13 protein-coding genes are annotated in these 13,425 nt (G+C 53.1%); 7 read left to right on the top strand and 6 right to left on the bottom strand.

The features are described 5' to 3' along the window. The first annotated feature begins 31 nt into the window (after positions 1–31). The 7 genes from nrfB (at position 32) to gltP (ending at position 6,582) form a co-directional block, all read left to right on the top strand. Positions 32–598 (top strand): cytochrome c nitrite reductase pentaheme subunit, encoded by a 567-nt coding sequence (gene nrfB, locus HBM92_RS22420; protein ID WP_001295391.1) that lies wholly within the window; start codon positions 32–34, stop codon positions 596–598. After that, the gene (gene nrfC / locus HBM92_RS22415) at positions 595–1,266 is read left to right on the top strand and encodes a cytochrome c nitrite reductase Fe-S protein (protein WP_000220273.1); all 672 of its coding nucleotides are present in this window, start codon (positions 595–597) and stop codon (positions 1,264–1,266) included. The genes nrfB and nrfC overlap by 4 nt, the downstream gene beginning before the upstream one ends. Beyond that, the gene (nrfD, locus tag HBM92_RS22410; protein ID WP_000195192.1) at positions 1,263–2,219 is read left to right on the top strand and encodes a cytochrome c nitrite reductase subunit NrfD; all 957 of its coding nucleotides are present in this window, start codon (positions 1,263–1,265) and stop codon (positions 2,217–2,219) included. The genes nrfC and nrfD overlap by 4 nt, the downstream gene beginning before the upstream one ends. Before the next feature lie 19 nt (positions 2,220–2,238). After that, the gene (locus HBM92_RS22405; RefSeq protein WP_071526285.1) at positions 2,239–3,957 is read left to right on the top strand and encodes a heme lyase CcmF/NrfE family subunit; all 1,719 of its coding nucleotides are present in this window, start codon (positions 2,239–2,241) and stop codon (positions 3,955–3,957) included. Further along, the gene (gene nrfF, locus HBM92_RS22400; RefSeq protein ID WP_001032550.1) at positions 3,950–4,333 is read left to right on the top strand and encodes a heme lyase NrfEFG subunit NrfF; all 384 of its coding nucleotides are present in this window, start codon (positions 3,950–3,952) and stop codon (positions 4,331–4,333) included. Before HBM92_RS22405 ends, nrfF begins: the two co-directional genes overlap by 8 nt. Continuing rightward, positions 4,330–4,926 carry a heme lyase NrfEFG subunit NrfG gene (gene nrfG, locus HBM92_RS22395; protein WP_000812989.1) on the top strand — a complete coding sequence of 199 codons (597 nt, stop codon included), beginning with the start codon at positions 4,330–4,332 and terminating at the stop codon, positions 4,924–4,926. Before nrfF ends, nrfG begins: the two co-directional genes overlap by 4 nt. Before the next feature lie 342 nt (positions 4,927–5,268). Then, a complete protein-coding gene (gltP, locus tag HBM92_RS22390) occupies positions 5,269–6,582 on the top strand; it encodes a glutamate/aspartate:proton symporter GltP (protein ID WP_000789589.1) in 1,314 nt (437 codons plus the stop codon). An 828-nt stretch (positions 6,583–7,410) separates the two neighbouring features. Here gltP and yjcO read toward each other — a convergent pair. The 6 genes from yjcO to HBM92_RS22360 all read right to left on the bottom strand — a co-directional run bounded on the left by yjcO (position 7,411) and on the right by HBM92_RS22360 (position 13,281). After that, positions 7,411–8,100 carry a Sel1 family TPR-like repeat protein YjcO gene (yjcO, locus tag HBM92_RS22385; RefSeq protein WP_001296650.1) on the bottom strand — a complete coding sequence of 230 codons (690 nt, stop codon included), beginning with the start codon at positions 8,098–8,100 and terminating at the stop codon, positions 7,411–7,413. Between the two features lie 110 nt (positions 8,101–8,210). Then, positions 8,211–8,915: an ABC transporter ATP-binding protein gene (locus tag HBM92_RS22380; protein WP_000156927.1), complete on the bottom strand. Its 705-nt coding sequence runs from the start codon at positions 8,913–8,915 to the stop codon at positions 8,211–8,213. Further along, on the bottom strand, positions 8,902–9,738 hold the full coding sequence (locus tag HBM92_RS22375; RefSeq protein ID WP_000132446.1) for an ABC transporter ATP-binding protein: 837 nt from the start codon (positions 9,736–9,738) through the stop codon (positions 8,902–8,904). Before HBM92_RS22375 ends, HBM92_RS22380 begins: the two co-directional genes overlap by 14 nt. Continuing rightward, positions 9,731–10,564, bottom strand: a complete 834-nt coding sequence (locus HBM92_RS22370; RefSeq protein ID WP_001131977.1) for an ABC transporter permease — start codon at positions 10,562–10,564, stop codon at positions 9,731–9,733. Before HBM92_RS22370 ends, HBM92_RS22375 begins: the two co-directional genes overlap by 8 nt. Beyond that, on the bottom strand, positions 10,564–11,613 hold the full coding sequence (locus tag HBM92_RS22365; protein WP_001296651.1) for an ABC transporter permease: 1,050 nt from the start codon (positions 11,611–11,613) through the stop codon (positions 10,564–10,566). Before HBM92_RS22365 ends, HBM92_RS22370 begins: the two co-directional genes overlap by 1 nt. Before the next feature lie 99 nt (positions 11,614–11,712). Beyond that, a complete protein-coding gene (locus HBM92_RS22360; RefSeq protein WP_000592281.1) occupies positions 11,713–13,281 on the bottom strand; it encodes an ABC transporter substrate-binding protein in 1,569 nt (522 codons plus the stop codon). Between the last annotated feature and the right edge of the window lie 144 nt (positions 13,282–13,425).

The following is a 13,425-nucleotide window of genomic DNA, read 5'->3' as shown; positions in this document are numbered from 1 at the left end:
CGCAAGGGGCGGAAAACACAATGGAGTGAATATGAGCGTATTACGTTCGTTATTAACTGCCGGGGTGCTGGCGTCGGGCCTGTTGTGGAGCCTGAACGGAATTACCGCTACCCCTGCGGCGCAGGCATCTGATGATCGCTACGAAGTTACCCAGCAGCGTAACCCGGATGCCGCCTGTCTGGACTGTCATAAGCCAGATACCGAAGGTATGCATGGCAAACATGCTTCTGTTATCAACCCGAATAACAAACTGCCGGTCACCTGCACCAACTGCCACGGTCAGCCATCACCGCAACACCGCGAAGGGGTGAAAGATGTGATGCGCTTTAACGAGCCGATGTACAAGGTTGGAGAGCAGAACAGCGTCTGTATGTCCTGCCATCTGCCGGAACAGTTGCAAAAAGCCTTCTGGCCGCACGATGTCCACGTAACCAAAGTGGCGTGCGCCAGCTGCCATTCCCTGCATCCACAGCAAGATACGATGCAGACGTTAAGTGACAAAGGACGGATTAAGATTTGCGTCGATTGCCACAGCGATCAGCGCACCAATCCGAACTTTAACCCGGCGTCTGTTCCGTTGCTTAAGGAGCAGCCATGACCTGGTCTCGTCGCCAGTTTCTCACCGGCGTCGGCGTGCTGGCAGCCGTCAGCGGCACCGCAGGACGCGTGGTGGCGAAAACGTTGAATATCAATGGGGTGCGTTACGGCATGGTGCATGACGAGTCGTTATGCATCGGCTGTACCGCCTGTATGGATGCTTGTCGGGAAGTGAACAAGGTGCCGGAAGGCGTCTCGCGCCTGACGATTATTCGTAGCGAGCCGCAGGGCGAATTTCCTGATGTGAAATATCGCTTCTTCCGTAAGTCTTGCCAGCACTGCGATCATGCGCCGTGCGTTGACGTTTGCCCGACCGGTGCGTCTTTTCGCGACGCTGCCAGTGGGATTGTCGATGTTAATCCGGATCTCTGCGTCGGTTGTCAGTACTGCATCGCCGCCTGTCCGTACCGCGTGCGCTTTATCCATCCGGTCACGAAGACGGCGGACAAATGCGATTTCTGCCGTAAGACCCATTTGCAGGCCGGTAAGCTGCCCGCGTGCGTTGAGGCTTGCCCGACGAAGGCGCTGACGTTTGGCAATCTGGACGATCCCAGCAGTGAGATTTCGCAACTGCTGCGCCAGAAGCCCACTTACCGCTACAAGCTGGCGCTGGGAACCAAACCGAAGCTGTACCGCGTACCGTTTAAATACGGGGAGGTGAGCCAATGACGCAGACTTCCGCATTTCATTTTGAATCGCTGGTGTGGGACTGGCCGATTGCCATCTACCTGTTTTTGATTGGTATTTCTGCCGGTCTGGTGACGCTGGCCGTGCTGTTACGTCGTGTCTACCCGCAGGCGGGCGGTGCAGACAGTACGTTGTTGCGCACCACGCTGATTGTCGGGCCTGGCGCGGTGATCCTCGGTCTGTTGATCCTCGTCTTCCACCTGACAAGACCGTGGACCTTCTGGAAGCTGATGTTCCACTACAGTTTTACCTCGGTGATGTCGATGGGGGTGATGCTGTTTCAGCTTTACATGGTGGTGCTGGTGCTGTGGCTGGCGAAAATCTTTGAACATGATTTGCTTGCCCTGCAACAACGCTGGTTGCCGAAGCTGGGGATCGTGCAAAAGGTCTTGAGCCTGCTGACGCCCGTTCATCGCGGACTGGAAACATTGATGCTGGTGCTGGCGGTGTTGTTGGGGGCTTATACCGGCTTTCTGCTGTCGGCGCTGAAATCGTATCCGTTCCTCAATAACCCGATCCTGCCGGTGCTGTTCCTCTTCTCCGGCATCTCGTCTGGTGCGGCGGTGGCGCTGATCGCCATGGCGATACGCCAACGCAGTAACCCGCATTCCACGGAAGCGCACTTTGTACACCGTATGGAAATCCCCGTGGTATGGGGTGAAATCTTCCTGCTGGTGGCGTTTTTTGTCGGTCTGGCGCTGGGCGATGACGGTAAAGTGCGTGCGCTGGTGGCGGCATTGGGCGGCGGTTTCTGGACGTGGTGGTTCTGGCTTGGTGTCGCCGGGCTGGGGCTGATTGTGCCAATGTTGCTCAAACCGTGGGTCAATCGCAGTTCCGGCATTCCTGCCGTGCTGGCGGCATGTGGGGCCAGCCTGGTCGGCGTGTTGATGCTGCGCTTTTTCATTCTCTACGCCGGGCAGTTAACGGTGGCGTAAGCCAGAACAGAGGTGGTTTCTGGACGTATTCCTTCCTGAAGTCAGTTTTCTGGCGTTGTTGTTAAGTCTCGGGGTCAACGTGTTGACCCCGTTGACGGCCTTCGCGGGAGTGCGGTTGCGCTGGCCTGCCATGATGCGACTCACTTGCATCGGCATTCTGGCGCAGTTCGCGCTCCTGCTGCTCGCCTTTGGCGTACTGACGTATTGTTTTCTCATCAGCGATTTCTCGGTCATTTATGTCGCCCAACATAGCTATAGCCTGCTGTCGTGGGAACTCAAACTGGCGGCGGTGTGGGGCGGTCATGAAGGTTCGCTGCTGCTTTGGGTGCTGCTGCTTTCCGCCTGGAGCGCGCTGTTTGCCTGGCATTATCGACAGCAAACCGATCCGCTATTTCCGCTGACGCTAGCCGTTTTATCTCTCATGCTCGCCACACTGCTACTGTTTGTGGTGCTGTGGTCCGATCCCTTCGTGCGGATATTTCCACCAGCAATCGAAGGCCGCGATCTCAATCCGATGCTGCAACATCCCGGTCTTATCTTTCATCCACCGCTGCTTTATCTCGGCTACGGCGGTTTGATGGTGGCGGCGAGCGTGGCACTGGCGAGTTTACTGCGCGGCGAGCTTGATGGTGCCAGCGCCCGAATTTGCTGGCGTTGGGCACTACCTGGCTGGAGCGCATTAACGGCGGGGATCATCCTCGGTTCCTGGTGGGCCTATTGCGAACTGGGCTGGGGCGGCTGGTGGTTCTGGGATCCGGTGGAAAACGCGTCGTTATTACCCTGGCTTTCTGCCACAGCGCTGCTGCACAGTTTATCCCTGACACGCCAGCGGGGGATTTTCCGCCACTGGTCGCTGTTGCTGGCGATAGTAACTCTGATGCTGTCGCTGCTGGGCACCTTAATTGTCCGTTCTGGCATTCTGGTTTCGGTTCATGCGTTCGCGCTGGATAACGTCCGCGCCGTGCCGTTGTTCAGCCTGTTTGCACTGATTAGCCTTGCGTCTCTGGCTCTGTATGGCTGGCGAGCGCGGGACGGTGGCCCGGCGGTGCGTTTTTCGGGGTTATCGCGGGAAATGTTAATCCTCGCTACGCTGTTGCTGTTTTGCGCAGTGCTACTGATCGTGCTGGTGGGAACGCTTTATCCGATGATTTACGGCCTGCTGGGCTGGGGACGCCTCTCCGTTGGCGCGCCGTATTTTAACCGCGCGACGTTACCGTTTGCTCTGTTGATGCTGGTGGTGATTGTGCTGGCGACGTTTGTCTCTGGCAAACGTGCTCAGCTTCCGGCGCTGCTGGCGCATGCGGGCGTGCTGTTATTTGCCGCGGGGATCGTGGTTTCCAGCGTCAGCCGTCAGGAGATCAGCCTGAATTTACAGCCGGGTCAGCAGGTGACGCTGGCAGGATACACCTTCCGTTTTGAGCGCCTCGATCTGCAAGCCAAAGGCAATTACACCAGCGAAAAAGCGATAGTGGCACTGTTTGACCATCAGCAACGCATTGGTGAATTAACGCCGGAGCGGCGTTTTTACGAAGCACGTCGTCAGCAAATGATGGAACCGTCAATTCGCTGGAATGGCATCCATGACTGGTATGCGGTCATGGGCGAGAAAACCGGAGCGGATCGTTACGCTTTTCGTTTGTATGTACAAAGCGGTGTGCGCTGGATCTGGGGGGGAGGATTGTTGATGATTGCGGGCGCATTGTTAAGCGGATGGCGGGGAAGGAAGCGCGATGAATAAAGGGCTTCTCACGCTACTGCTGTTATTTACCTGTTTTGCGCGCGCTCAGGTTGTAGACACCTGGCAATTCGCCAATCCGCAACAACAGCAACAGGCGTTAAATATTGCCAGCCAGTTACGTTGTCCGCAGTGCCAGAATCAGAACTTACTGGAATCCAATGCGCCGGTGGCAGTCAGTATGCGCCATCAGGTTTACACCATGGTGGAAGAGGGGAAAAGTGAAGTCGAAATCATTGACTGGATGACCGAACGCTACGGAGATTTTGTTCGCTATAACCCACCGTTAACGGGTCAGACGCTGGTGTTGTGGGCGCTGCCAGTAGTGTTGTTACTGCTGATGGCACTGATCCTCTGGCGAGTGAGGGCGAAGCGATGAAACAGCCCCAAATACCGGTGAAAATGCTGACAACACTCACGATTTTGATGGTATTTCTCTGTGTCGGCAGTTATCTGTTAAGTCCAAAATGGCAGGCGGTACGTGCGGAGTATCAGCGTCAGCGCGATCCGCTGCATCAGTTTGCCAGCCAGCAAACCCCGGAAGCGCAGCTTCAGGCATTGCAGGATAAAATCCGTGCTAATCCACAAAACAGCGAACAGTGGGCGTTACTGGGCGAGTATTATCTGTGGCAAAACGATTACAGCAATTCGCTGCTGGCGTACCGTCAGGCGTTGCAACTACGTGGTGAGAACGCTGAACTGTATGCGGCGCTGGCGACGGTGCTGTATTACCAGGCCAGCCAACATATGACCGTCCAGACTCGCGCAATGATCGACAGAGCCCTCGCGCTGGACTCTAACGAAATCACCGCTCTGATGCTGCTGGCTTCCGATGCGTTTATGCAGGCGAACTACGCGCAAGCCATCGAACTATGGCAAAAAGTGATGGATCTCAACTCACCCCGGATCAACCGGACACAGCTGGTCGAGTCGATTAATATGGCGAAATTGTTGCAGCGGAGATCAGATTAATCATCTGGTGATGAAGATTATGTTATTGAGCTGCATAAAAAATAATCGAATGAACATATAATCAAAAATAATCACCAATCAGTATTATTGCAGATTAAACAAATAAAAATCCTTCTATAACAAATGGTTATTCATTAATCCTGCCATAAACTCGCGTTATTATGCATTAATGCAGCGAAAAGCTCTGTTGTTAAAGGGTTGCGCAACATACCGCGCAAATGATACTGATCATAAGCGTTAAAAAAATCTACAAACCAACGCAACACAATTCATGCCCTGGCAGTATGTCACGTTCTCGCGTTTCTGAACGGGGAACGGCGCTCCATTGAGGAAGTTATTCTGATGAAAAATATAAAATTCAGCCTGGCCTGGCAGATTCTGTTTGCTATGGTGCTGGGCATTCTCCTGGGAAGCTACCTGCACTACCATAGCGACAGCCGCGACTGGCTGGTCGTCAATTTGCTCTCTCCGGCGGGTGATATCTTCATCCATCTGATCAAAATGATTGTTGTGCCGATTGTGATCTCCACACTGGTGGTGGGTATCGCGGGTGTTGGTGATGCCAAACAGCTCGGGCGTATTGGTGCGAAAACCATTATCTACTTCGAGGTGATCACCACCGTCGCCATCATTTTGGGGATCACTCTGGCGAACGTCTTCCAGCCCGGTGCCGGGGTGGATATGTCGCAGCTGGCGACCGTCGATATCTCGAAATATCAGAGCACTACGGAAGCGGTACAAAGCAGTTCCCACGGCATTATGGGCACGATTTTGTCGCTGGTGCCGACGAACATCGTGGCGTCGATGGCGAAAGGCGAAATGCTGCCGATCATCTTCTTCTCGGTGCTGTTTGGTCTGGGGCTTTCATCCCTGCCCGCGACGCATCGTGAACCGCTGGTGACCGTTTTCCGCTCCATCTCTGAAACCATGTTTAAAGTGACTCACATGGTGATGCGTTATGCGCCGGTGGGTGTGTTTGCGCTGATTGCGGTGACGGTGGCTAACTTTGGTTTCTCGTCTCTGTGGCCACTGGCGAAACTGGTGCTGCTGGTGCATTTCGCCATTCTGTTCTTCGCGCTGGTAGTGCTGGGAATTGTGGCGCGCCTGTGCGGGTTAAGCGTCTGGATCCTGATTCGTATTCTGAAAGATGAGCTGATTCTGGCGTACTCCACTGCCAGCTCTGAAAGCGTGCTGCCGCGAATTATTGAGAAGATGGAAGCCTACGGAGCACCGGCGTCGATCACCAGTTTCGTGGTGCCGACCGGTTACTCTTTTAACCTTGATGGTTCGACGCTGTATCAAAGTATTGCCGCTATTTTCATCGCTCAGCTGTATGGCATTGACCTGTCCATCTGGCAGGAAATCATTCTGGTGCTGACGCTGATGGTGACCTCGAAAGGGATTGCTGGCGTGCCGGGCGTGTCGTTTGTGGTGTTGCTGGCAACGCTGGGTAGCGTAGGTATTCCGCTGGAAGGTCTGGCGTTTATTGCCGGTGTTGACCGTATCCTCGATATGGCGCGTACTGCGCTGAACGTGGTGGGTAATGCGCTGGCGGTGCTGGTGATTGCCAAGTGGGAACACAAATTTGACCGTAAGAAAGCGCTGGCTTATGAGCGTGAAGTGCTGGGCAAATTTGATAAAACGGCGGATCAGTAATTGAAGATTGCCGGGGGGATATCCACCCGGCAATGTGTGGATGCCTGACTGAGTAATAGCCTGATGTAGCGTGATTTTTGTAGGTCGGATAAGGCGTTTACGCCGCATCCGACATCAACGCCTGATGCGACGCTTGCCGCGTCTTATCAGGCCTACGTCAGACAGCGCAATAGCCTGATGTAGCGTGATTTTGTAGGTCGGATAAGGCGTTTACGCCGCATCCGACATCAACGCCTGATGCGACGCTTGCCGCGTCTTATCAGGCCTACGCCAGACAGCGTAATAGCCTGATGTAGCGTGGTTTTTGTAGGTCGGATAAGGCGTTTACGCCGCATCCGACATCAACGCCTGATGCGACGCTTGCCGCGTCTTATCAGGCCTACGCCAGACAGCGCAATAGCCTGATGTAGCGTGATTTTGTAGGTCGGATAAGGCGTTTACGCCGCATCCGACATCAACGCCTGATGCGACGCTTGCCGCGTCTTATCAGGCCTACGCCAGACAGCGTAATAGCCTGATGTAGCGTGGTTTTTGTAGGTCGGATAAGGCGTTTACGCCGCATCCGACATCAACGCCTGATGCGACGCTTGCCGCGTCTTATCAGGCCTACGCCAGACAGCGCAATAGCCTGATGTAGCGTGATTTTGTAGGTCGGATAAGGCGTTTACGCCGCATCCGGCATCAATGTCTGATGCGACGGTTGCCGCGTCTTATCAGGCCTACGCCAGACAGCGCAATAGCCTGATTTGGCGTGATTTTTGTAGGTCGGATAAGGCGTTTACGCCGCATCCGACATCAATGCCTGATGCGACGTTTGCTGCGCCTACCTTAACCGTTAGTTAATTTTTCAAACTCTTCACAACCGGTATCAAACCCTTCCATACAGCTCAGGTTCAACCAGTGCAGCGCCTTTTGTTTGTTCTTCTCGATAAAACCCTCTTCACCGTTTAAGAACATCATTCCCGCCCAGTATTCGGAATAACCGGTTCGGGAAATCGCAGAGCTGCGTTTGAAATACCAGGTTGCTTTGTCATCGTCGGCCTTAATGCCCACGCCGTTGGCGTAAATCAAACCAAGCAGCATTTGGGCATCGACGGCAGAGTCGTTCTCCAGATCTTCCGAGGCGTTTTCTAACAGCGAAATCGCCTTTGGATAATCCGGTTTACCCGCTTGCGTATTTACCAGAATATGCGCCAGCGTTACTTCACCTTCTTTACTGCCCGCTTGCGCTGCTTTCTCGGCAAGCACTTTTGCTTGTGGATAGTCCAGACTGACCGGATTGGTGATTTTGATCTGCGCCAACAGCGCGCAGGCATCGGCATCACCGCTGTCGGCGGCTTTCTGTGCCCAATATTCGGCTTTGCTCAAATCGCCGGAGCTAAACCAGCTGTCGGCAAGAAAATATTGTGCGCGTCGGTCTCCGGCCTCTGCTGCCTTTAAATACTGGCTGCCAGGCTCGGAGTCGTTCGCGTGGGCAAAGAATGTCAAAAACAACATCAAAGTGATAATTTTTTTCATTTTGATAATGAAGTTTGGTAGGGGAGAGACAGTATAAAGTGTTCGGGTGGACAAAAAAACAACTGTAAAAAGACCTGAAAGCAGAATGAATTAATGCAATGTCAGGTTTTTTAATCCATCCGATGTTCCCCCTTTTCCATGGCGTCGCGATCAAAAAATCGCTGAATTTTTCCCTCGGACATCAATGCCGCTCGATCAGACATATGCGCGATGACATCGGCATCGTGACTGACCAGCAGATATGTCATTTGGTGTTCCAGCTTAAGTTGATTCAACAAATTAAGGATTTCCGCTTGTACCGACATATCCAACGCCGAGGTGGGTTCATCCAGCAGAAGAAGTTGTGGTCGTAACAACAGGGCGCGAGCAATAACCACACGTTGCCGTTGACCACCGGAAAGCTGGTGTGGGTAGCGACGAGCGGCGTCGAAAGGCAAGCCAACCTGTTCCAGTGCAGTCTGGACGCGTTTTTCTATTTCTCTTTCGCCACGAATTTTGAGTGGTTCAGCCAGCGTTCGCCACAGAGTATGATTGGGATGCAACGAGGCATAGGGATCCTGAAACACCATTTGCACATTGCGGCGGAGATCGCCCTGAAAACGCATTCCTGGTTTGATGGTGTGCCCAAACAGTGACACCTGACCGTGCCAGTCGCGCTGTAATCCAGCAATTACGCGCAAAATCGTGGATTTTCCGCAGCCTGATTCGCCAATTAAACTAAATGTCTCTCCGGCATTAACCGAAAAACTGGCGGCAGAAACTGCGGTTTTCTCAGCAAAAGTCACCTGTAAGTGATTAATTTCAACAATCGTCATGGTATTTCTCCGGCGTCATTGCCGTCCTGTCCAGCGTCGGCAGCATCTGCCCGTAAGTTTGTGCATTTGGGCGGCAAGTCCACAGTGTGCGCGTGTAAGGATGCGTTGCTGTAGGTAGCGCAGCAGCGTGCATTTCATCCACCTTATTTCCCTGATACATCACCAGCACCCGATGGCAAAATTGGGCAACTAATGGCAGGTCGTGACTGATCAGCAACATTGCCATCTGACGTTGTTCACACTGGGTAACCAGCAGTTCCAGAATCTGATTACGCAGGCGCACATCCAGTGCTGATGTTGGCTCATCGGCAATCAATACCCGGGGATCGTTGATGAGCGCAATTGCAATCATCACTCGCTGCCCCATGCCGCCAGAAAGTTCACGAGGATAGCTTTGCAGTACTCGCGTATTGAGGCCGACAGCCTGAATTGCGGTGTTTATTTTCTCTTCTTTCTCGCGGCGGTTCAGACGTTGATGGAGCGTAAGCGCCTCTTCCAGTTGCGCTTTTACTGTCTTTACTGGATTAAGCGCGTAACGCGGATCTTGCAATACCATCGCGATATCGTTACCGCGCAACTGTTGCCATCCACGCGCGTTAAGGGTGAGTGCATCACGCCCCAGAATGTTAAGTGTGTCCGCGGTTACTACACCCGGTTTACGCACCAGCCCCATCAGGGCGCGGGCGGTCATGGACTTACCTGAACCCGACTCACCGACCAGCGCCAGACGTTCATTGCCTAATGTAAAACTGACATTGTTGACGACCCGGGACTCCGGATAATCGACGCAGAGATTGTTGATACTAAGACGTGAGTCAGTCATGTTGAGGCTCCAGAACATCGCGCAAGCCATCACCCAGCAGATTAAAGGCCAGACTGGCAATTAAGATAATTGCGCCGGGAGCGGCGGCAATCCACCATTGATCAAAAATGACCTGCATACCGTCGGCGATCATGGCTCCCCATTCCGCCATTGGCGGGCGAGCACCAAGCCCAAGAAAACCCAGGCCAGCAGCCGCCAGAATGATACCCGCTAAATCCAGCGCCAGACGGACAATGGCAGATGGCAGGCACAATGGCAAAATATGACCAGCCAGCAGACGCCTGCCGCGGATGCCCATCATTTCTGCGGCGGCAAGATAATCACTGTGTCGCAGACGTTGGATCTCACTCCGTGCCTGACGCGCATAAGCAGGCCAGGTGGTTAATGCCAGCGCCAGTGCGCCGTTAACCAGCCCCGGCCCCAGCATGGCAACAAAAGCAAAAGCCAGAATTAAACGCGGCATTGACATTACTACGTCAGTAAAACGCATCAGCACGCGTTCCAGCCAGCCGCCGTAGTACCCGGCTAAAATGCCAATCAGCAGACCGACCGGGAGTGTAATGATTGTCACCAATGCCACCAGCCCCAGTGCCGGACGGCTGCCGTAGATTAAACGTGAAAGTAGGTCTCGCCCGTAACTGTCAGTGCCGAGCCAGTGCTGACGACTCGGTGCTTGTAACCGCGCCGCCGCATCCTGCCAGTTAGGATCGTGAGGTGCCAGCCACGGCGCGAAGAGCGCAATTAGCATCAATAACAGGATAATTATCAACCCGCAAAACGCGGCGGGTGAATGGCGTAAACGGCGTAAAAAGAGAAACATCGGCATCAGCGTAACCTCGGATCGGTCAGCCGGACCAGCAGGTCGGTTAAGTTATTTATCAACACAAAGCAGACGCCAATCAGCAGCGTTCCTCCCATGATTGCTGTGGTATCACCCGCGAAGAGCGCTGTAGTGAGGTAGCGCCCAATACCTGGCCATGAAAAGACGGTTTCTGTCAGTACCGCGCCTTCCAGCATTGATGTATAGGCGAGGGCGATAACAGTGAGCAAGGTGCCGCGAATGTTGGGTAAAACATGACGTAGCAAAATTGTCATCTCGCTGGCTCCTTTGGCGCGCGCCAGCAGAATATATTCTTTATTCATTTCGCCAAGACAGGCGGAACGAGTCAGGCGCGTAATACTGGCGAGCGAGAAGTACGCCAGTAATAAAACCGGAAGTATCAAATGGTTGATTGCATTGGTAAATGCCTCGCGATCGCCAGAAAGCCACGTATCAATCAGCGCAAATCCGCTGCGGGGTTCTATGGTGAATTGATAAATATCATCCAGCCTGCCCGGCCCGGCACTCCATTGCAGTCTGGCGTAGAACAGCGCCAGCATCAGCAGACCAAGCCAAAAAACAGGGACGGAATTTCCCAGTAGAGTTAATGTTCGCACGGTGAAATCCAGCGGAGAACCGACATAACGGGCGCAAAGTACACCCGCAATGACGCCGACAACAGCACCGACAATAAGCGCCAACGTTGCCAGTTCAATGGTCGCCGGGAATGCTGATAGCAAGTCCTGAAGTACTGGTTGCCCGGTGGAGCTGGCGATGCCCAGATCGCCGTGTGCCAGATTCATCAGGTAATGCCAGAACTGGACGGCTAACGGCTGATCCAATCCTAACTGGTGGCGTACCTGATCATAGGTGGACTGGCTGGCGTGATCGCCAACGATTTGTAGTACGCGATCGACCGGTGAGAGAGCCGAAAGCGCAAAGGTAATCAGCAGCAGGCCGAGTAGCGTCAGAGCAACGGTAAACAGCCCTTGCAACAGCGCGAGCAGAGGGCGCTTGCCTCGCCATCTCGCGCGAGTGGAAAAAACGACAGACATGATCTTTCCATACAGTGATAAATCAGCGGCTGGCCTGCAATACAGGCCAGCCCTGGTACCGCGCCCGGTAACATGGCTGGACGCGAGTTGCATACAGGGTTATTTGGTTACCTGATCAAACCAGACCATATCGGCATTCAACCCTTGTTGATACCCCTGCACATTATCACGCATGACAATTTGCGTTTTGCCTTGATCAATAAAGACATACGGGGAACTACGTTGTAGTTCTTGTTGCATTTTCTTATACAAATCAAGACGTTTAGTGCTATCAGGTTCAGCGATGGCCGCCAGCGTTTCTTTGTTCAGTTCCGGGATTTTCCAGCCGTTTAACCCGGCAACGGTGCTGGATTTGCCATCGTTATAGGCGAAAGAGCTGGCGTTGGAATGTGCGTCAAAATAATCAGGCAACCACATACGAATGGCCCCCTGATGCTGGTGGGCGCGAACGCGAGAGTAGACCTGACTCCCTGCGGCTGGCAGCAAATCAACTTTTACACCGCCCTGAGCAAAGCTGGCCTGAATTGACTGCGCGATGGTAATAAATGGCGGTTTATTTTCGACATCAAGCGTGAAGTGCGGGTCTTTGATTCCGGCTTTAGCGAGGATCTCTTTTGCTTTGGCTGGATTAAAGGTAAACGGTGTTTCTTCCAGTGCTCCAGGAAAGCCCACGGGCAGGAAACTTTGATGGGTAAAATATTGTCCTTTTAAGAGATTTTTGGTGATGCCGTCGTAATCGACCAACCAGCGAGCGGCCTCCCAGAACGCAGGATTACTCATCAGCGGGTTATCCTTGTTACCGGTATTGAAGGCCAGGTAGTTCTGTTCGGCGGAGGCAATGCTCATCACTTTTACGCCAGGTTTACCCTGTAATGCATCGATTTGATCGGCTCCCAGATCACGAGCCATATCAGCATCACCTTGTTGGATCAGCAGGCGACGCGTTGCCGGATCGGGAACATTTTTGATGATGACGTTTTTCAGTTTCGGGGCGCCGGTTGGTGAGCTGGCGTTGGCTTCCATCACGATGGCCTGATGCGGTTGGTAAGTACGCATTTTAAACGCGCCGCTGCCAGCGGAATGCATCTTCAGCCATTCATTACCAAAGTCGTTATTTTTGGCGTTTGGCGCAACCAGCTTCTCGTCAACAATTGAGGCGATTGGTGTGGAGAGAATATTCAGTGCCAGCGCCGGGCTGACGTCGGCACTCCATTGCACCTGGACGGTATGGTCATCGATTTTCTTCAACTGGCTGGCGATATTTTCTGGCTGCCATCCCAGCACATTGAGAATAAACGCACCGGATTTATTCAGTGTGACAGCCCGGACATAAGAGTAAATCACATCTTCCGGGCGTACCGGATTACCAGAGGCAAATTTCGCATCGCTTTTCAGTTTTATGGTTAGCGTTTTGGCTGCGGGGTCAGCCTGCCAACTTTCCGCCAGAATCGGAGTGATTTTCGTCGGATCATTACGGTCCGGTTGTACTACGCGTTGATACAGACTTGGTACAGTCTGAATACTTGAGAGTTCATTAGCTTCTGCCGGGTCCAGACTCACAATATCATCCAGCCCCTGGGCTACAACCAACGTATTAGGCGGTGTAGCGGCAACGGTTGTGGCGGAAATTGTGCTTAAAACCAGTAAAGGTAATAGTTTTTTAATCATATGCTTCCCAATCCCTGAAATTACTTTGAGGTTATTAATATGCTATCAGACGGGGTTTCGCTGCATTAATCGCGCCAGAATATCCCGTTAATAGAACGAGTTAAATGGTCGATGATTTCTCACCTTACCGAAATTTTGTTTATC

It is taken from the genome of Escherichia sp. E.sYA108 (assembly GCF_011754335.1).
Classification (GTDB): Bacteria; Pseudomonadota; Gammaproteobacteria; order Enterobacterales; family Enterobacteriaceae; genus Escherichia; species Escherichia coli.
The sequence above is the reverse complement of the archived record's forward strand: the minus strand, read 5'-3'. Positions and strand labels throughout refer to the sequence as shown.